The following is a 19074-nucleotide window of genomic DNA, read 5'->3' as shown; positions in this document are numbered from 1 at the left end:
CACCGCAACGGCCACGGAAGCCCGACGTCCAGCACACGCTGGTCGTCGGGCTTTTTTTTTCTTCATTTTTTCGAAGGTAGCGATGACAGCCAATCGACGTACGTTCATCAAGAGTGCCCTCGCGTCCGTCGCGGCGGGTGCGTTTCCCGCGGTCGCGACGCTGGCGAGCCGTTCCGCCCTGGCCGCGGCGGACCCGATCAAGGTCGGCATCCTGCACTCGCTGACCGGCACGATGGCGATCGCCGAAGCGCACATCGTCGATGCCGAGAAGATGGCGATCGACGAGCTGAACGCCAACGGCGGGGTGCTCGGCCGGCCGGTCCAGACGATCGTGGAGGATGGCGCGAGCGATTGGCCGACCTTCGCCGAGAAGGCCCAGAAGCTGCTCGAAAGCGACAAGGTGTCGGTGATCTTCGGCTGCCATACGTCGGCCTCGCGCAAGGCGGTGCTGCCCGTGATGGAGCGCTACAACGGGCTGCTGTACTACCCGTGCTACTACGAAGGCCTCGAGATGTCGAAGAACATCATGTACACGGGGCAGGAAGCCACGCAGTCGGTGATTCCGGCGATCGACTGGCTCGCGAAGAACAAGGGCAAGAAGTTCTTCCTGATCGGTTCGGACTACGTGTGGCCGCGCACCATCAACCGGATCGCGCATCCGGTGGTAGCGAAGGCGGGCGGCACGGTGGTGGGTGAGGACTACTTCCCGCTCGGCGCGGTGGAGTTCTCGTCGGTGATCGCCAAGATCAAGGCCGCCAAGCCCGACGTGATCCTGTCGACCATCGTGGGCGGCTCGAACGTCGCGCTGTTCAAGCAGCTCAATTCCGCCGGCATCAACGGCCGCAACCAGGCCATCATGGCGCTGGCCGTCAGCGAGGAAGAGGCCTACGGCATCGGCAACGACAACCTGGTCGGCGTGTTGAGCTGCATGGGCTACTTCCAGAGCATCAAGACGCCCGCGAACCAGGCGTTCGTCGGCGCGTTCAAGAAGCGCTACGGCCAGAACCGCGTGCTCGGCGACACCATGGAGGCGAGCTACACCTCGGTGCATCTGTGGAAGCTCGCGGCCGAGAAGGCGAAATCGCTGCAGGTCGAGAAGGTGGTGGCTGCCTCGTCGGGCCTGGAATGGGACGCGCCGGAAGGCAAGGTGCGCTTCCACGCGACCAACCATCACCTGTGGAAGCACGCGCGGATCGGCGCGTTCCGCGCCGACGGCCAGGTCGACATCCTGTACGAATCGCCGCTGATCGAGCCGAACCCGTTCCCGAAGCTGTAAGCGAGCGGGCTTCCGCTTCCGGCGTGGCCGCCCCCGGCCACGCGCTTTCCCGGTGATCGACCATGACTCTCGATATGTTGCTTACGCAGGTCTTCAACGGCCTGTCGATGTTCACCGTGCTCGCGCTGATGGCGCTCGGCCTCGCGATCGTGTTCGGCCTGATGGGCGTGATCAACATGGCGCACGGCGAGCTGATGGCGCTCGGCGCGTACATGACCTACCTGTGCGCGCAGATCTTCCAGCGCTGGCTGCCGTCGCTGATGGGCGCGTACTTTCTCGTGGGCATTCTGGTGGCGTTCGCCACCACGTTCGCGGTGGGCGTGCTGCTGGAGCGCGTGATGATCCGGCGCCTCTACAAGCGCCCGCTCGACACCATGCTCGCCACCTGGGGCCTGTCGCTGGTGCTGCAACAGGTGTTCCGCCAGTTGTTCGGGCCGGTGGATGTGAGCGTGCCGACCGTGAGCTGGCTGCAGGGCGCGTGGACGCTCGGCAACACCACCATCCCGTTGAGCCGGCTGTTCATCATCGGCCTGACCGGCTGCGTCGCGCTCGCGGTGTTCCTGTTCCTGTTTCGCAGCCGCTGGGGCTTGCGGATTCGCTGCGTGATGCAGAACCGCGCGATGGCCAGCGCGGCCGGCATCGACGCGCAGCGGGTGGATGCGGTCACGTTCGGGCTCGGCTGCGGGCTGGCCGGCATCGCCGGCAGCGCGCTGACGCTGCTCGCCTCCACCGGCCCGGTCACCGGCCAGCAATACATCGTCGACACGTTCGTGGTGGTGGTGTTCGGCGGCGTGGACAGCCTGGTCGGCACGTTCCTGTCGGCCTTCTCGATCGGGCAGATGCAGTCGCTGTTCGAGATGGTGCTGAGCGGCTCGATGGCGAAGGCCGTGATCCTGCTGCTCGTGATCGTCGCGCTGTATTTCCGGCCCAACGGCCTGTTCGCGCTCAAACTTCGGCGGTAAACCATGAAAGATCTTTCGTCCGCATCCGTCGCGCCTGGCGCGCGCCCCGTCGGCACGCCGGCCGGCGGCAGCCTCGCCGCGTTCGCGAACCGCTACAGCGTGGTGGGCCTCGCGATCGTGCTGCTCGTGGCCATTCCCTTGTTGTGCGACACGTTTCGCCTGGGCCTGTTCGCGAAGTACCTGACGTTCGCGTTCTGCGCGGCCGGCCTGGTGCTCGCGTGGGGCTACGGCGGCATCCTGAGCCTGGGCCAGGGCATCTTCTTCGGGCTGGGCAGCTATTTCATGGCGATGAACATGAAGCTGGAGGCCACGGCGGCCGACCCTGCTGCTGCCGTGTTCGGCGCCAGCGACGGCGGCCCGCCGGTGCCCGATTTCATGACCTGGAACGGCATCACCGAGCTGCCGTTCTGGTGGAAGCCGTTCGCGCACGTCGGCTTCGTGATCCCGGCGATCCTGCTGATTCCGGCCGCGCTCGCGTTCCTGCTGGCGTACGCGAACTTCCGCAAGCGCGTGGGCGGCGTGTACTTCTCGATCGTCACGCTCGCGCTGGCTTCGATCCTGTCGATCGTGATCATCGGCCAGCAGGGCTACACGGGCGGCGTGAACGGCATCACCAACCTGCCGACCTTCATGGGCTACAACGTGCAGAGCAACGGCGCGGTGCGCGTGCTGTATTACGTCGGCGCGGTGCTGCTGCTCGCCGTCGTGCTGCTCGGCCGCTTCATCGTGCGCAGCCGGCTCGGCAAGGTGCTGGTGGCGATCCGCGATCGCGAGGACCGGATTCGCTTCTCGGGCTACGACCCAGCCATGTTCAAGGCGTTCGTGTTCGCGGCCGCCGCGATGTGCTCGGCGATCGGCGGCGCGCTGTTCACGCTGCAGGTGGGGTTCGCGTCGCCGTCGATCTGCGGGATCGTGCCGTCGGTCGAGATGGTGATCTACGCGGCGGTGGGCGGGCGGCTGTCGCTGGTCGGCGCGGTGTATGGCGCGCTGGTGGTGGGCGCGGCAAAAAGTTACCTGTCCGAACATTTCGTCGGCTTCTGGATGTACCTGATCGGCGCGCTGTTCATCGTGGTGCCGATGTATTTGCCGAAGGGGCTGGCCGGGCTGCTGCAATCGTTCACGTCGGATCGGGAGGGCGCGCAATGAACGACGTCGTGTTGTCGGTCGAGAACCTGACCGTGTCGTTCGACGGCTTCAAGGCGATCGACGATCTGAACTTCTACGTGGACGCGAACGAGCTGCATGTCGTGATCGGCCCGAACGGCGCGGGCAAGACCACGCTGCTCGACATGATCTGCGGCAAGACCAGGCCCACCGCGGGCACCATTCGCTTCAACGGCCATCATCTCGAGCGGATGCTCGAATACCAGATCACGCGCGCCGGCGTCGGCCGCAAGTTCCAGAACCCGATGGTGTACGAGGAATTGACGGTCGAGGAGAACCTGGAAATTTCCTACCCGCGCAAGCGCGACGTGTTCGGCTCGCTGTTCTTCCGGCGCGACGCGGCGCTGCGCGAGGCGATCGACGAGACCGCCGCGAAGGTGTTCCTCGCCGATCAGCTCGGCCGCCGCGCGGGGCTGCTGTCGCACGGCCAGAAGCAGTGGCTGGAGATCGGCATGCTGCTGATGCAGGAGCCCGCGCTGCTGATGCTCGACGAGCCGGTGGCGGGCATGAGCGCGAAGGAGCGCGAATTGACTGCCGATTTGCTGCGCGAGATCGCGCGCGGCCGCTCGGTGATCGTGATCGAGCACGACATGGAATTCGTCAAGTCGATCGCGCACAAGGTCACGGTGCTGCATCAGGGCAGGAAGCTCGTCGAAGGGCCGATGAGCGCGGTGCAGCAGGACCCGCGCGTGGTCGAGGTCTACCTGGGACACTGAACATGCTGAATGTCGAGAACCTGAACGTGTATTACGGCGAAAGCCATGTACTGCACGACCTGAATTTCACGCTCGCGGCCGGCGAGACGCTCGCGGTGATGGGCCGCAACGGCATGGGCAAGACCACGCTGCTGAAGGCGATGATCGGCATGATCCCGTCGCGCGGCGGCCGGATCGCGCTGAACGGTTGCGATCTCGCGCAGGCGCGCAGCGATCGCCGCGTGGCCGCCGGCTTCGGTTTCGTGCCGCAGGGGCGGATGATCTTCCCGAACGTGTCGGTCGAGGAAAACATCCTGAGCGGCATGGACCGGGTGCGCCGCCCGAGCATTCCCGAGTACATCTACGAAGCATTCCCGGTGTTGTGGGAAATGCGGCGGCGGCGCGGCGGCAATCTTTCCGGCGGCCAGCAGCAACAGCTGGCGATCGCGCGGGCGCTGGTGTCGGACCCGAAGGTGCTGATCCTCGACGAGCCGACCGAGGGCATCCAGCCGTCGATCATCAAGGACATCGCGCGCACGCTGAACCGGCTGAAGGCAGAGCGCGGCTTTGCGCTGCTGGTGTCCGAGCAGGTGCTGTCGTTCACGCTGGAGATCGCCGACCGCTTCCTGATCATCGAACGCGGCCGCTTCGTGCACGACGCGGCGCGCGACGGCATCGACGCCGACAAGATCATGACGTTCCTGACGGTCTGAGCGGGTTCGGGCGCGTGTTGCGCCCGGCCAGGCCCAGGCTACGAGACGCCCGCGCCGCGCGCGCGGGCGATGTTTGACCCCTGAATCCGGAAGACACCATGACGCAAACCCAAGACATCACGCCGATCGATCTCGATACGCTGAGCGTCGAGCGCGTGCAGGCAGGCTTCGCCGCCGGCACGTTCACCGCCGAATCGCTGGCGCGCGCGTGCTTCGCGCGCATCGATGCGCTCAATGCTCAGTACAACGCAATGATCTTCCTGAACCCTGCCGCGCTCGACGACGCGCGCGAGATCGACCGCCGCCGCGCGGCCGGCGAGGCGCTCGGGCCGCTGGCCGGCGTGCCGGTGGTGATCAAGGACCCGATGGACATGGTCGGCTTTCCGACCACCGCCGGCTGGTCGCTGCTGTACGGCAAGACGGGCGGCGTCGACCTGATGCCCGCCACCGATTCGCCGGTGGTGGCGCGGATGCGCGCGGCCGGCGCGATCCTGCTCGGCAAGACCAACGTGCCGGTGTTGAGCCATTCGGGCACGCACGCCGACGATAGCTGGGCCGGCCCCACGCGCAACGTCGTGATGCCGGACCGCGTGCCGGGTGCGAGCAGCGCGGGCACGGCAGCGGCCGTGGCGTCGGCGATGGCCGTGCTCGGTCTCGCGGAAGAAACCGGCGGCTCGATCCAGAACCCGGCGTCGTCGCAGGATCTGGTCGGCATCAAGCCGACCATCGGCCTGGTGCCGAACGCGGGCGTGGTGCCGCTGTCGGGCAACCGCGACGTGGTCGGCCCGATCGCGCGCACCGTGCGCGACGCCGCGCTGTGCCTCGACGTGCTGGCCGGCTACACGGCCGAGGACCCGAAGACGCTCGCCTCGGTTGGCCACCAGCCCGAGGGCGGCTACGCGGCGGGCCTGAGCGCCGACGCGCTGAAGGGCAAGCGGATCGGCCTGTATGGCGCGGGCTGGCGCAACCAGCCGCTGTCGGACGAGGCCGCGCGCCTGTACGAGCGCGCCAAGCAGGAACTGCGCGATGCGGGCGCGACGCTGATCGACGATCCGTTCGCGGGCAGCGGCTTCGCCGCGCTGCGCGAGCCGACGGGGCCGCTTGCCAATTTCGACGCGCGCGGGATGGAGTCGATTCCGTACGATCTCGAACAGTATCTGAAGCGTCTCGGGCCGGACGCCGCGCTGAAGACGTTCGCCGAATTCGCCGCGGCCACCGCGAAGCAGGACGTGTTCGCAGCGGGCGGAATCCTCGGTTACCTGAACAGCCTCGCCGATTTTCCGGCCGCGCTCGCGAACCCGTCGCGCCCGCCCGAGATGCCCGAGTTCATTGCACTGAAGGCCGCGTATCTGAAGATCTTCGATGCGGTGATGCGCGAGCACCGGCTCGATGCGCTGGCGTTCCCGCAAATGCGCAGCGAACTGCCGCCGTTCATGGGCGAGGAGACGATCCAGGAAACCACGGTGGGCGAACTGAACATCGCCGGGTTGCCGGGCGTGACGGTGCCGGCCGGGTATTACGCGTCGGGGTCGCCGTTCGGGATCATCTTCGTCGGGCGGCAGTGGAGCGAGGCGGGGCTGATCGCGATCGCCTACGCGTTCGAGCAGGCCACGCAGCATCGCAAGACGCCGAAGCTGGGGTAAGCGGCGGGGAACAGGGCGGCCGGCGTCGTCAAGGCACGAACACCGAGCCGTCCGCCTCGGCCAGCGCGACGATCGCCTCGATCGTCACCTGCACCTTCGGTTGCAGATGGCGCGTTTTCTGCCGGATCGCATGAATCGGCATGGTGCTGGCCCGCTCGGGCAGCACCTCCCGCAGCCCGCCCGCGCGCAGGGCGTCGCGCGCCAGCCAGCCCGGCAACTGCGCGAGCCCGCAACCGGCGAGGCAAGCGGCCAGCAGCGTGTCTCCGTCGGTCAGTTCGTGGCGCGCGCGCACGTCCACATACGACGCCTCGCCCTTGCCGTCGGCCAGCAACCAACTGCTGCGGCCGGTGCGCTGCCAGCCGGTCAGGCAATCGTGCCCGGCCAGCGCGTCGACGCTGTCCGGCACGCCGCGCCGCGCCAGATACTCGTTTGAACCGCAAATCACGAGCCGCTGCGCGCCGAGCCGCCGCGCGACCAGGTCGGGGTAGGCGTCGAGCGTGCCAATGCGCACGGCCAGATCGATGCCCTCGCCGATCAGGTCCACGGCGCGATCCTGGAACGCAATCGCCAGGTCGAGACGCGGATAGCGGCGCGTCAGATTCAGCAGCGCGGGCGCGACATAGTTGCGGCCGAACGTGGTCGGCAGGTCGATGCGCAGCCGCCCGACCGGCTCCTGGTGGCCGGTGGCGAGAAACGCCTCGGTCTGGTCGAGATCGTCGAGGATGCGGCGGCAGGTCTGCAGAAAGGTTTCGCCGGCCGTGGTCAGGTCGATGCGTCGCGTGGTCCGGTGCAGCAGTTGCACGCCGAGCCGCGCCTCCAGCCGCGAGATGCTTTTGCCGATCGCGGAGCCGGTCACGCCGAGCGTGTCCGCCGCGGCCGTCAGGCTGCCCCGGTCGACTGCCGCGACAAACTCGCGGACGCCCGCGAAACGGTCAATCATGATGAATTCTGGAATGAGGGGATCGAATGTCGGGAATTTTATCGGCTAACCGAACAGAAAGGCTGAAATTACACTGATTTCCCGGGATGACAGGCGTCATCCGGCACCACAGGAGATCGGAAATGAAAGCATGGCTGCTCGATGGTTTTGGCCTGAACAATCTGCAACGCGGCGAGGTCGCCACGCCGGTGCCGAAGGCCGGCGAACTGCTCGTCAAGGTGGGCGCGGTGTCGCTGAACTATCGCGACAAGGCAATCGTCGACGGCATCTACCTGCCGGAGCGCGTGCCGCCCAGCCTGATTCCGGTGTCGGACGCGGTGGGCACGGTGGTGGCCGTCGGCCCCGGCGTGACGCGTTTCCAGCCGGGCGCGCGCGTGAATTCGACGCTCTACACGCACTGGCTCGACGGTGCGCCCGGCCCCGACGAGCCCGATCACTGCCTCGGCATGCCGCTGCCCGGCGCGCTGGCCGAATACCTGATTCTTCACGAGAATGCGGCCGTGGCCGCGCCGGCCTCGATGAGCGACGAGCAGGCCGCCACGCTGCCGATCGCCGCGCTGACGGCCTGGTATGCGCTGATGGACGTCGGCTGCCTGCAACCCGGCCAGACGATGCTGGCGCAAGGCACCGGCGGCGTGTCGATCTTCGCCGCGCAGATCGCGGCGGCGCACGGCGCGCGCGTGATCGTCACGTCGAGCCGCGACGGCAACCTCGCCCGGCTCAAGGCGCTGATGCCGGGGGCGGACCTGCACGGCATCAACTACCGCACGCAGCCCGACTGGGACCGCGCGGTGCTGGACCTGACTGCCGGCCGGGGCGCCGATGTCACGCTCGACGTGGCCGGCGGCGACGGCATCAACCGCTCGGTGGCCGCCACCCGCGTGCAGGGCACGATCGCGCAGGTCGGCTTCCTGACCGGGCAGGTCGCGGCGCTGAACCTGATGCCGCTGATCTTCCGCCAGACCACGCTGCGCGGCATCGCGGTGGCGCCGCGCAGCGCGTTCGAGCGCATGAATCCGTTCCTGGAAGCTCACCGGGTGGCGCCCGTCATCGATCGCGTCTACGGCTTCGACGAGGCCGTGCAGGCGTTCGAGCATCTGGCGCGCGGGCCGTTCGGCAAGGTAGTGATCAAGGTGGCCGACGCGGCCTGACGCAGCCCGATTCCGGCGCCGGCCCGCCACAGCGGTAAGATGCCGGTTTCCCGTTTCCCGGATTTCCCCATGCAAGTGCTGGTCGACGCAGACGCCTGCCCGGTCGTCGTCAAGGACATGCTGTTTCGCGCGGCGCGACGCGTCGAAGTGTGCGTCACGCTGGTCGCGAACCAGTACCTGCGCGTGCCGCCGTCGCGCTTCGTGAAATCCGTACAGGTGCCGGCCACGCCCGACGCCGCCGATCAGCGCATCGTCGAGCTGGCCGAGGCGGGCGACCTGGTGATCACGTCCGACATTCCGCTGGCCGCCGCCGCGCTCGACAAGGGCGCGTTCGTGCTCGATACGCGCGGCGGCTGGTTCAGCCGCGAGAACATTCGCGAGCGGCTGGCGATGCGCGAGATGCTCGACCAGTTGCGCGGCTCGGGTGTCGATACCGGCGGCCCGGCACCGTATTCGCCGCAGGACGGCAAGGCGTTCGCCTCGCAACTCGATCGCTTTCTCGCGCGCCATGCCGCGCCGCGCGATCCGGCGGTTTGACCGAAGCGCGCGGTTCACGGCAAACGCTCGCACTCCGAAGCATTTCCATTCCGCCGCGCGTCAGGCGCGCCGCGTTCAACCCGTGTGCGCCAGCCCCGCCAGCGCCACCATCATCACGGGCATGGCCACCATCGCCACCAGCGTCTGCACGGCCGTGATGCCGGCCATCAACGGCGCATCGCCGCCCAGCTGCCGCGCCATGATGTACGACGAGGACGAGGTCGGCAGCGCCTGGAACAGCAGCGCCACCGTCATCACTGCATCGCCGAGGCCGAGCGCGCGCCCGGCCGCCACGGTGGCGAGCGGCATCGCCAGGAACTTGAACGACGACGCGACCAGCATCGGATGCAGCCACACGCGCGTGCCGCCGAAGCGCAGCGCCGCGCCCACGCACAGCAGCCCGAGCGGCATCGACGCCGCGCCGAGCGCCCGCACGGCCGGCTCGATCGGCGCGGGCACGGCGATCCCGCCCGCCTGCATGACGCCGCCGATCGCGCAGCCCACCACCAGCGGGTTGGTCACGATCTGGCGCAGCGCCGCGGCCGGCCCGAGCTTCACCGCGCCGTAGCGCGCGAACACCAGCACGCAGAACAGGTTGACGGTCGGCACGATGGCCGCCACGCATACGGCCGACAGCGCGATGCCCTGCTGGCCGAGCAGGCCGGCCGCCACCGAGGTGCCCACGTAGTTGTTGAAGCGCACCGCGCCCTGGAACACCGAGGTGAAGCCGGCGCCGTCCACGCGCACCCAGCGCCGCACCAGCAGCACCGCCAGCGCGACGATCAGCGTCGAGCCGACCAGCGCCCCCGCGAGCGGCCCGACCGGCAGCGTGTCGAGCCGCGCGGTGGCCAGGCCGTGCGCGAACAGCGCCGGCAGCAGCACGTAGTAGCAGAGCCGTTCGGCCGGCGGCCAGAACGCGTCGGCGATGAAGCCGGTGCGCTTGAGCAGATAGCCCAGCGCCACCAGCAGCGCCACGGGCACCAGCGCCAGGATGATCGCGCCGCTCATGGGCGGGCCGCCCGGCGCGCGCGTCGGCGCGAATCATTCAGGGAAACGAAGCAAGACATGAGGGCCTGCGCAAGATTGACGATTCAGTCAAAGTAGCACGCAGACCCACGAGAAATGATGGTGATTTATCGGGTGATCAATGAGAAAACCTCATCGATGACGCGATCAGTTCGGCGGCCAGCGCCTCGGCGAAACGTTGCGCGGGCCGCGAGCGATGCTCGATCAGCACCACCGCGCTGCGCAATTGCGGCTGCCCGAACGGCAGCCGCACCACCGGCGGCAGGCGCGCCAGCACCGAATCGTGCAGCGCCACCACGCCCGCGCCGAGGCCGCGCGAGGCCATGTGCACGATGGTTTCGGTGCTGTCGAGCACCATCTCCTCGCGCACGCGAATGCTCATGCGCCGCAGTTCGGCGGCAATCTCGCGGCCGGCCCAGGCCTGCGCGTCGAAGCGGATGAACGGCAGTTCCTCCAGCAGCGCACGCACGCTCCAGCCCTCGTAGCGCGGCGGCGCGACCAGCCAGTAGCGATGCTCGTAGAGCGTGCGCCAGACCAGCCCGGCCGGGTGCGGGCGCACCGGATGGGTGGTGACGGCCGCGTCGAGTTCGCCGCCCGCCACGCGCTGCGCGAGCGCCGACGACAAGCCGGCCGCCACATGCACGCGCAGGCCCGGATGCGCGAGGCGCAGCGCCAGCAAGGCGTCCGGCATCGGTCCGGCCAGCGCCGTCTGGATCGCGCCCACGCGCAGCCGGCCGACCAGTTGTTTCTCGTCGCTCAGTGCATCGGGAATCGCATCGACCATCGCGAGGATCTGCTCGGCCTGCGCGAGCACGATGCGGCCGGCTTCGGTGAATGCGGGCTGGCGGCGCGAGCGGTCGAACAGCAGCACGTTGAATTCGGCTTCGAGCGATTTGACGTGCAGGCTGACGGCCGATTGCGTGAGGCCGATCGCATCGCCGGCGCGTGCGAACGTGCCGTGACGGGCGATCGCGACGAGGGTGCGGAAGGCACGTATCGACATGGGCGGGAAGGGGGCGAGGCGGGTTCGAGGGGCGCGGCCCGCATGACGGGGCCGCGCCGGCTTCGACCGATGATGCCTGCGCGTGACGGCGGCGGCAAGCTGGCGGCCACCGTGAGGCGGTTCGAGCGTTACTTCTCGGCTTCGAGCGAGCGCATGGTGCGCAGCGCCGGGAACAGCCGCATCCACAGCAGCGCGATGGCGATCGTGCCGAGGCCGCCGACCAGCACGGCCGGGCGCGCGCCCCACCAGCCGGCCGTGATCCCCGATTCGAATTCGCCGAGCTGGTTCGAGGTGCCGATGAACAGCGCGTTGACGGCGCTGACGCGGCCGAGCATTTCGTCAGGCGTGCGAAGCTGCACGAGCGAGGAGCGCACCACCACGCTGATCACGTCGGCCGCGCCGAGCGTGGCGAGCGACAGCAGCGACAGCGGCAGCCAGGTCGAGACGCCGAACACCAGCGTGGCGACGCCGAACACGATCACCCCGCCGAACATCGCCATGCCGGGCCGCTTGCGCATCGGAAAGCGCGCGAACCACAGCGTGCCGGCCAGCGCGCCGATGGCGGGCGCCGAGCGCAGCAGGCCGAGGCCCCACGGGCCGGTTTGCAGGTAGTCGTGCGCGTAGATCGGCAGCAGCGAAACCGCGCCGCCGAACAGCACCGCGAACAGGTCGAGCGACAGCGCGCCGAGGATCGCCGGCTCGCGGCGGATGAAGGCGATGCCCGAGAATACCGATTCGAGCGTGACGGGTGCGCGTGCAACCGGTTTGCTGGTCAGTTGCAGCGAGCCCATCAGACAGGCCGCGCAGCCGAACATCGCCACGCCGAGCACGTACACCACGCTGGGTCCCAGGCCGTACAGCACGCCGCCCGCGGCCGGGCCGATGATCATCGCCGTCTGCGTGGCCGAGGTGGACAAGGCGGTCGCGCGCGGCAGCTCGGCGCGCGGCACCACGGCCGGCAGCAGCGAGGCCACGGTGGGGTTCTCGAAGGCGCGCGCCGCGCCGAGGCAGGCCGCGAGCGCGTAGATGGCCGGCGCGTTGAGCCAGCCGCCGAGCGTGCCGGCCAGGAACACCACCGAGGCCACCGCCAGCAGGCTCTGGCACACGGCGACGATGCGGCGCCGGTCGTAGCGGTCCGCCACGTGCCCCACCACCAGCGTCAGCACGAACATCGGCAGGAACTGCGCGAGGCCGACGAGCCCGAGCGCATAGGCGCTCTTGGTCAGCGCATAGATATGCCAGCCGATCGCGACCGACAGCATCTGAAACGAGATCGAGGACAGCACACGCGCGCTCCAGAAGCGCTGGAACGTGGTGAGGCCAAGCAGGTTGGCCGGGCGGCCGGGCAAGTCGGAAGGCGCGGGCATGAGCGGTAGGCGATGGTCGTGGGACGGGCCGCGGCCGGTGCGGCCGCACGTCGCAAAATCGAGAAAACGGCAAGTGTAGATGAGTTCGCGCGTGCTTGCGGAATGTCCCGCGCGTGGCGGCGGGATCGCGTCGGGTGCGATGCGGCGGCAGAAATGACAATGGACGGCGAAGCGAAACCGCGTTCGAGAGAAGCGCGGCGCTTGCCGTCCATGTCGGATGCGTTGGTAGGCTCGATTGGATTCGAACCAACGACCCCCACCATGTCAAGGTGGTGCTCTAACCAACTGAGCTACGAGCCTAGGGTGCCTGGCGCGGTGCGCGGGCGGTACTGCGAATGCGTTGGTAGGCTCGATTGGATTCGAACCAACGACCCCCACCATGTCAAGGTGGTGCTCTAACCAACTGAGCTACGAGCCTGAGGTGCCTTGCGCGATGCGCGGGCGGTGCTGCCTGAAACCATGCTGCAAGTGCCGCAAAAACCAACCGCCGAAAAAGACAATGGACGGGAAGCGTGTTCCGCGTTCGAGAGGAGCGCGGCGCCTGCCGTCCATTCCGAATTCGTTGGTAGGCTCGATTGGATTCGAACCAACGACCCCCACCATGTCAAGGTGGTGCTCTAACCAACTGAGCTACGAGCCTGCGAGGCGCGAATTATAGAGAGGCTCGCTCGATGTTGCAAGCACCCCCGCGCGTTTCATGACGATTTCGTGTGCGTGGCGATATGCGCATCGATGTGCGTGCAAGCAGGTGCGTTCGATGCCTTGCCGCAGCGGTCGCTACGCAGCGGGCGACGGCGCGGCGTCGAGCGCCGTGACGAGCCGCTCCTCCAGAAACGCGAGCAGCGCGCGGATCGCCGTCGACCCTTGCCGATGCTGCGGATACACGGCGCTCAGGCGCAACGACGGCGTGGCATGCGTGGCGAGGATCGGCACCAGCACGCCGCTCGCGATCGCGGGCCCGACGATGAACTGCGGTAGCAGCGCAACGCCCAGCCCGGCGATCGCCGCGTCGCGCACCACGTCGCCATTGTTCGCGATCAGCGGCCCCTGCACGTCGTAGGCGCGTCGCCCGTGCTCGGTTTCGAATTCCCAGCCGTCGCGGCCTTCCTGCCCGTAGAGCAGGCAGGCATGCCGATGCAGTTCGGCCGGCGTGGCCGGCTCGCCGTGTTGCGCGCGATAGCGCGGGCTGCAGCACGCGATCATGCGCAGCGTGCCGAGCGTGCGCGCGACCAGCGTCGAATCGGCCAGCGCGCCGATCCGCAGCGCAAGGTCGAAGCCCTCGCCGATCAGGTCCACGCGCCGGTCGCTCAATTCCACGTCGAGCCGCACGGCCGGATGCGCGGCCAGGAATTCGGCGAGCAGCGGCGACAGGTGGCTCATGCCGAACGACATCGGCGCGCTGATCTTCAGCGAGCCGTGCAGCTCGGTGCGGCGCGTCGACATCGCTTCCTCGGCCTGCGCGACCTCGGCCAGAATCCGCTGCGCATGGCGATAGAACGCCTGCCCCGATTCGGTCACGGCCAGCTTGCGCGTGTTGCGGTTCAGCAGCCGCACGTGCAGCGCTGCCTCCAGCGCCGCCATGCGCCGGCTGACGAACTGCTTGGACAGCAAGAGCTTGTCGGCGGCGGCCGTGAAGCTGCCGGCCTCCACGGTCGAGATGAAGATGCGCAGATCGTCGAGTTGCATGGGCGGCTGATTGTCCACCAAAATGGGACGATGATTATCTCACATGCGATTTATCTATCACTTCGGTTGACTTAAGATTCATCTCATCCGATCGACGCCGCACCACAGGGGCGCAGCGCGATCCACCGGAGAATCAACATGATCGAAGTCCGTAACGCCAACGCCCGCGGCCGTGCCGAACATGGCTGGCTCAACTCCCGCCACACCTTTTCGTTCGCGAACTACTACGATCCGCAGCAAGTCGGCTTCTCGGATCTGCTGGTGATCAACGACGATCGCGTCGCCCCGGCCCGCGGCTTCGGCACCCACCCGCACCGCGACATGGAAATCCTGTCGTACGTGCTCGAAGGCGCGCTCGAACACAAGGATTCGATGGGCACCGGCTCGGTGATCGTGCCCGGCGACGTGCAACTGATGAGCGCCGGCACCGGCGTGGCCCACAGCGAGTTCAACCACTCGAAGGACCAGCCGGTGCACTTCCTGCAGATCTGGGTGGGGCCGTCGGAAAAGGGCGCGCAACCACGTTACCAGCAGGCCAACGTGCCGGCCGCCGACAAGCGCGGCCAACTGCGCCTGGTGGTGTCGCCGGACGGCGCGAACGGCGCGCTGGCGATTCGCCAGGACACGCGGATCTACGCCGGCCTGTTCGACGGCGACGAAGCCGCGAGCCTGGCGGTGCCGGCCGGCCGCTTCGTGTATGTGCATGTGGCGCGCGGCAGCCTGGCGGTCAACGGCGTCGCGCTCGGCGAAGGCGACGGCGCGCGGATTCGCGGCGAGGACGTGCTGAACTTCAGAAATGGTCAGGATGCCGAAGTGCTGGTGTTCGACCTGCGTCCGGTCGAAGTGACGGCCGACTGGGCCTGAGCGGCGTCAGCGGCAGCCGCGCGCTTGCGGCGCGCGGCTGCTTTCGGTGGGGCAGCGTTCACCGCTATTGCTTTGCAAGACTAATCATTCGATGATGGCTCCGAGCGCCGGAAACACGGGGCCGGCGCGGCCTTCATCGATACCGGAACATCAGGTTTGAAAAAGGATTCGACCATGCGTTATCTTTCTCTCGACGGTCAAAAGGACGGCGTGCTGCTGGTGGCGCGCGTGCTGATGATGGTGCTGTTCGTGATGTTCGGCTGGCAGAAGCTGACCGGCTTCTCGGGCACCGTCGCCTACATGGGCTCGACCGGCGTGCCCGTGCCGATGCTGGCGGCGGCCGTGGCGGTGGTGATGGAGTTCGTGGCCGGGGTGCTGATCGTGCTCGGCTTCTGGACTCGCCCGGTGGCGCTGCTGCTGGCGCTCTACACGCTCGGCACCGCGTTCATCGGCCACCATTACTGGACCATGAGCGGCATGGAGCACTACGCCAACCTGATCAACTTCTACAAGAACGTCAGCATCGTCGGCGGCCTGCTGGTGCTGGCCGTCGCCGGCCCGGGGCGGTTCTCGATCGACCGCCGCTGAGGCGGCATCGCCGCGCCCCATGCAAAACGCCCGCTCGAATCGAGCGGGCGTTTTGCGTTGGCGAGCCTGCGCGGCGTAACTAGCGCGTGGCGGCCTGCCCCGTCACCGGCGCCTTGCGGACCTCGGACACGTAGATGAGGATCAGCGACACCCAGACGATCCCGTACAGCAGCATGAAGCAGGTGGTGCGCACGCGCAGCAGGTCCAGCAGCATACCGAACAGGATCGGCAGCAGGAAGCCGCCCAGCCCGCCCGCGAGGCCGACGATGCCGGTCACGACGCCCATGTTGTCGGGGAAATCGTCGGCGACATACTTGAACGTCGAGGCCATGCCGAGCGCGAACACGGCGCCCAGCGCGAACGTCAGCACGACGAAGCCGGCCAGCGGCATGGCGACCTTCAGCGTGGCGGTGCCGTCGATCGTGTGGATCACGAAATCGGTGGCCGGATACGACAGCACGAACAGGCAGATCCACGCGACCCACAGCCCCCACCAGGTCACGGAATGCGCGCCGAAGCGGTCCGACAGCGCGCCGCCCAATGCGCGCAGCAGCGAGCCGGGCAGCGAGAAGCCGGCCGCGAACGCCGCGGCCACCACCAGCGTCATGCCGTATTCGTGGGTCAGGTATTGCGGAATCCAGAGCGACAGCGCGGTAAAGCCGCCGAACGTGATCGAGTAGTACTGGCACAGCCGCCAGACGCGCCGGTCGCGCAGCACGCGGAACGAATCGAGCAGCGAGCCGCCGCGTTTTCCCGCACCCGGATCGGGCGCCGAGGCGAGCCAGAAGATCAGCGCCGTGACGAGCAGGGCGACCGCGTAAATGCGCGGCACCGCGCGCCAGCCGTAGGCCACTTGCAGCGACGGCGTGACGAACAGGTTGACGGCCGCGCCGCAGGTGCCGGCCCCGAACACGCCCATCGCGAAGCCGCGCCGCTTCGGCGGAAAGAAGCGCGCGACATAGGGCGTGCCCACCGCGAACGACGCGCCCACGCAACCGAGGAACAGGCCGATCAGCAGGAACTGCCAGAGCTGCGTCGCATAACTGACGATATAAACCGGCACCGCGCACAGCACCAGCAACACCGTCATGACGATGCGGCCGCCGAAGCGGTCGGTCCAGATGCCGAGCGGCAGCCGCATGATCGCGCCGGTCAGCACCGGCGTGGCGGTCAGCAGGCCGAACTCGGTGCTGTTCAGGCCGAGGTCGGTGCGCAACTGCACGCCGAGCACGCCGAACATCATCCAGACCACGAAGCAGACCAGAAAGGCGAGCGTGCTTGCGGCCAGCACCGACCAGGCGCGCAGGCCGACTTCGGGCGGGGAGGGGGACGCCGTGGCGTCATGAATGGGAGTCATGGAAAATCCTTTGCTGGGTTCATTGAACGAGCGAGCCGTTCGCGCCGTCGAGCATCACGCCGGCGATGCGCGCGCCACCGGCGAGGATCGCCACGTACTGGCGCATCGCGTCGCGGCGCACGCGTTCGGTCAGATAGCTGGCGATCTGCTCGCGCGCCAGCGCGAACGGGAGGGTGTCGCCAATCACGCGCCGATCGATCCGTACGATATGGAAGCCATAGCGCGTGTTGACGATGCGCGGCAGCACGCCGAACGTGTCGCCGTCGAACAGGGCCGCCTCGAACTCGGGCACGGTGTCGCCGCGCAGCAGTTGCCCGAGGTTGCCGCCGATCTCGGCCGACGGGCAGTTCGACGATTCGCGCGCGGCGGCTTCGAAGCCGGCCGGCGCGGCCAGCACGGACGCGAGCGTGTCCTCGGCGCGGGCACGCAGCGGCGCGATCGGCACGCGCGACGTGACGGCGAACAGGATGTGGCTGGCGTGGACGATGTCGCCATGCCGGAACTGCGCCGGATGCTGCGCATGGAAGCGCTCGCAATCGGCATCGGTCGGCACCGGCAGGTGGGTCAGTTCGCGCGCGAGCAGGGCATCGAGCGCGGCGTCGTCGAGTGCGGCATCGGTGCCGATCAGCGCGAGCGCCACGGCGCGCTGACGCAGCAATTCGCCGATTGCGAGCGTGCGCCGGGCGGCATCAAGCGCGGCGGCCGCATCGTCGTGCAGCGCCGCTTCGGCTTCGAATTCGGCGGCGATCGCCGCACTGCCGATCTCGATGCCGTTGACCGTCAACGGGGCGGCCGACAGGAGGGCCTCGTGTTGTGACATGGCGGCTCCTCAGCGCTTGCGAACCAGTTGATACGGGCGGATCAGGTAGGCCAGCGAGGCGATGCCGCTCCAGATATGCACCATCCGCGTGAACGGCGACACCAGGAAGATCGTGAAGCCGAGCAGGATGTGCAGGCGGTAGGTCAGCGGCACGCCCGCGAGCAGCGCCGCCACGCCGGGCTGGAACGTGACGATGCCCTTCACGTAATCGGTCAGTTGCTCGAACATCGCGCCGTCCATGTGCCGCGTCGACAGCACCACGGTGCCCAGCCCGAGCGCGAGCTGCACCCAAAGCATCAGCACGATCAGGATGTCGGAGCGCCGGCTGTGGCGGCGAATGCGTGTGCTGCCGAGGCGGCGCGCGATCAGGATCGTCAGGCCGAGGATCGATGCAGCACCGGCCGCGCCGCCCGCCACCATCGCCACGAGCTGGTGCGCCGAGGCCGACATGAACGACGAGACGAGCCAGTGCGGCACGAGGAAGCCGCCGAAGTGACCGAGCACCACCACGAGCACGCCCCAATGGAACAGGTTGCTGCCGAGCCGCAGCGCGCCGCGATGCAGCAGTTGCGACGAATCGCTTTTCCACGAGTACTGCTCGCGGTCGAAGCGGATCAGGCTGCCGACCAGCAGCACCGCGAGACAGATATACGGATAGACGCCGAACAGAAAGGGATGCAGGTAAGCGTTCATGACTTTTTCCGGTCGAATCGATTGCACATGAGGGATGAGGCCTCAGCCGTGGCGCGCGGGGCGCCGCGCATGGAACTGCACCGGTTGCTCGCTCGGCAGGCTCGCGCCGACGAAGCGCACGGCCGGCTCGCCATAGCTCATGTCGAGCGCGCGGTAGTCGGCGGCGGCGGGGCGGCGGTGCGCATCGTCGTCGTCGGGCTGGCCGGTGGCATCGGGTGTATGGCGCGGCTCGGCGCGGCCCAGGCCCGCGAGCGGCAGCAGCGCGCCGAACACGAAGCCGTAGTGGCTGTTGCGCGCGGCCAGCCGTTCGGCCAGCGCGCCGAGGATTTCGCCGGTTTCGGCCAGCAGTGAGCGCGCCTCGTCGGCCGGCAGGCGCGACAGGTATTCGAGGAACACCGGCAGGTAGTCGGGCAGCTCGCCGGGCTTCAGTTGCAGCCCCTTCTGCGCATACATCTGCATCAGGTCGACCATCGCCTGGCCGCGGTCGCGCGATTCGCCGTGCACGTGCTCGAACAGATGCAGCGAGGTCTCGCGGCCGCGGTCGAACAGCGCCACGTAGTTTTCCTGCAGCGTCAGCAGGTCGCGTTCG

Annotated in this window: 19 protein-coding genes and 3 tRNA genes; 10 read left to right on the top strand and 12 right to left on the bottom strand. The window is 68.1% G+C overall.

The genetic code is table 11. The features are described 5' to 3' along the window. Positions 1-82 precede the first annotated feature (82 nt). From urtA to ACYP33_RS11405, 6 genes are all read left to right on the top strand, one after another. Positions 83-1276 carry an urea ABC transporter substrate-binding protein gene (gene urtA, locus ACYP33_RS11430; RefSeq protein WP_459621697.1) on the top strand — a complete coding sequence of 398 codons (1194 nt, stop codon included), beginning with the start codon at positions 83-85 and terminating at the stop codon, positions 1274-1276. Positions 1277-1338: 62 nt separating this feature from the next. After that, positions 1339-2238: an urea ABC transporter permease subunit UrtB gene (urtB, locus tag ACYP33_RS11425; protein ID WP_414446807.1), complete on the top strand. Its 900-nt coding sequence runs from the start codon at positions 1339-1341 to the stop codon at positions 2236-2238. A gap of 3 nt (positions 2239-2241) precedes the next feature. After that, entirely contained in the window at positions 2242-3384 is a 1143-nt protein-coding gene (gene urtC, locus ACYP33_RS11420) for an urea ABC transporter permease subunit UrtC (RefSeq protein WP_414446808.1), read from the top strand. Then, on the top strand, positions 3381-4118 hold the full coding sequence (gene urtD / locus ACYP33_RS11415) for an urea ABC transporter ATP-binding protein UrtD (RefSeq protein ID WP_414446809.1): 738 nt from the start codon (positions 3381-3383) through the stop codon (positions 4116-4118). Before urtC ends, urtD begins: the two co-directional genes overlap by 4 nt. 2 nt (positions 4119-4120) lie before the next feature. Beyond that, positions 4121-4810 carry an urea ABC transporter ATP-binding subunit UrtE gene (urtE, locus tag ACYP33_RS11410; protein ID WP_414439976.1) on the top strand — a complete coding sequence of 230 codons (690 nt, stop codon included), beginning with the start codon at positions 4121-4123 and terminating at the stop codon, positions 4808-4810. A gap of 98 nt (positions 4811-4908) precedes the next feature. Next, entirely contained in the window at positions 4909-6453 is a 1545-nt protein-coding gene (locus tag ACYP33_RS11405) for an amidase (protein ID WP_459621694.1), read from the top strand. 28 nt (positions 6454-6481) lie between these two features. Here ACYP33_RS11405 and ACYP33_RS11400 read toward each other — a convergent pair whose 3' ends face one another. Continuing rightward, positions 6482-7393 carry a LysR family transcriptional regulator gene (locus ACYP33_RS11400; protein ID WP_459621692.1) on the bottom strand — a complete coding sequence of 304 codons (912 nt, stop codon included), beginning with the start codon at positions 7391-7393 and terminating at the stop codon, positions 6482-6484. A gap of 122 nt (positions 7394-7515) precedes the next feature. Here ACYP33_RS11400 and ACYP33_RS11395 point away from each other — a divergent pair, with 122 nt between their 5' ends. Together ACYP33_RS11395 and ACYP33_RS11390 are read left to right on the top strand one after the other, a co-directional pair. Then, on the top strand, positions 7516-8544 hold the full coding sequence (locus ACYP33_RS11395) for a zinc-dependent alcohol dehydrogenase family protein (protein WP_459621690.1): 1029 nt from the start codon (positions 7516-7518) through the stop codon (positions 8542-8544). Positions 8545-8613: 69 nt separating this feature from the next. Beyond that, a complete protein-coding gene (locus ACYP33_RS11390) occupies positions 8614-9081 on the top strand; it encodes a YaiI/YqxD family protein (RefSeq protein ID WP_414439974.1) in 468 nt (155 codons plus the stop codon). A gap of 75 nt (positions 9082-9156) precedes the next feature. On the opposite strand, the gene ACYP33_RS11385 is transcribed toward ACYP33_RS11390, so the two are convergent. From ACYP33_RS11385 to ACYP33_RS11355, 7 genes are all read right to left on the bottom strand, one after another. Beyond that, positions 9157-10089: an AEC family transporter gene (locus ACYP33_RS11385; RefSeq protein WP_459621687.1), complete on the bottom strand. Its 933-nt coding sequence runs from the start codon at positions 10087-10089 to the stop codon at positions 9157-9159. Between the two features lie 136 nt (positions 10090-10225). Beyond that, positions 10226-11110, bottom strand: coding sequence for a LysR substrate-binding domain-containing protein (locus ACYP33_RS11380; protein ID WP_414446815.1), 885 nt, complete (start codon positions 11108-11110; stop codon positions 10226-10228). A 128-nt stretch (positions 11111-11238) separates the two neighbouring features. Beyond that, positions 11239-12477: an MFS transporter gene (locus ACYP33_RS11375; RefSeq protein WP_459621685.1), complete on the bottom strand. Its 1239-nt coding sequence runs from the start codon at positions 12475-12477 to the stop codon at positions 11239-11241. 223 nt (positions 12478-12700) lie between these two features. Beyond that, positions 12701-12777: transfer RNA gene (locus ACYP33_RS11370), tRNA-Val, on the bottom strand. Between the two features lie 41 nt (positions 12778-12818). Continuing rightward, positions 12819-12895, bottom strand: a tRNA-Val gene (locus tag ACYP33_RS11365). A gap of 145 nt (positions 12896-13040) precedes the next feature. Beyond that, positions 13041-13117: transfer RNA gene (locus tag ACYP33_RS11360), tRNA-Val, on the bottom strand. 137 nt (positions 13118-13254) lie between these two features. Continuing rightward, positions 13255-14163 carry a LysR family transcriptional regulator gene (locus ACYP33_RS11355; protein WP_459621683.1) on the bottom strand — a complete coding sequence of 303 codons (909 nt, stop codon included), beginning with the start codon at positions 14161-14163 and terminating at the stop codon, positions 13255-13257. Positions 14164-14301: 138 nt separating this feature from the next. On the opposite strand from ACYP33_RS11355, the gene ACYP33_RS11350 reads away from it, so the two are divergent. Then, a complete protein-coding gene (locus ACYP33_RS11350; RefSeq protein WP_414446818.1) occupies positions 14302-15027 on the top strand; it encodes a pirin family protein in 726 nt (241 codons plus the stop codon). 174 nt (positions 15028-15201) lie between these two features. Beyond that, entirely contained in the window at positions 15202-15615 is a 414-nt protein-coding gene (locus ACYP33_RS11345; protein ID WP_459621680.1) for a DoxX family protein, read from the top strand. 79 nt (positions 15616-15694) lie between these two features. On the opposite strand, the gene ACYP33_RS11340 is transcribed toward ACYP33_RS11345, so the two are convergent. The 4 genes from ACYP33_RS11340 to narJ form a co-directional block, all read right to left on the bottom strand. After that, positions 15695-16972, bottom strand: coding sequence for an MFS transporter (locus tag ACYP33_RS11340; protein ID WP_459621678.1), 1278 nt, complete (start codon positions 16970-16972; stop codon positions 15695-15697). A 19-nt stretch (positions 16973-16991) separates the two neighbouring features. Next, the gene (locus ACYP33_RS11335) at positions 16992-17792 is read right to left on the bottom strand and encodes a peptidylprolyl isomerase (RefSeq protein ID WP_459621676.1); all 801 of its coding nucleotides are present in this window, start codon (positions 17790-17792) and stop codon (positions 16992-16994) included. Positions 17793-17801: 9 nt separating this feature from the next. Then, positions 17802-18485, bottom strand: a complete 684-nt coding sequence (gene narI, locus ACYP33_RS11330; RefSeq protein WP_459621674.1) for a respiratory nitrate reductase subunit gamma — start codon at positions 18483-18485, stop codon at positions 17802-17804. Positions 18486-18527: 42 nt separating this feature from the next. Then, positions 18528-19074, bottom strand: a 547-nt coding sequence (narJ, locus tag ACYP33_RS11325; RefSeq protein ID WP_459621673.1) for a nitrate reductase molybdenum cofactor assembly chaperone, incomplete at its 5' end; no start/stop codon positions are given.

The organism is Burkholderia sp. 3C, from assembly GCF_054589155.1.
This window is presented reverse-complemented; position numbering and strand designations above follow the sequence as displayed.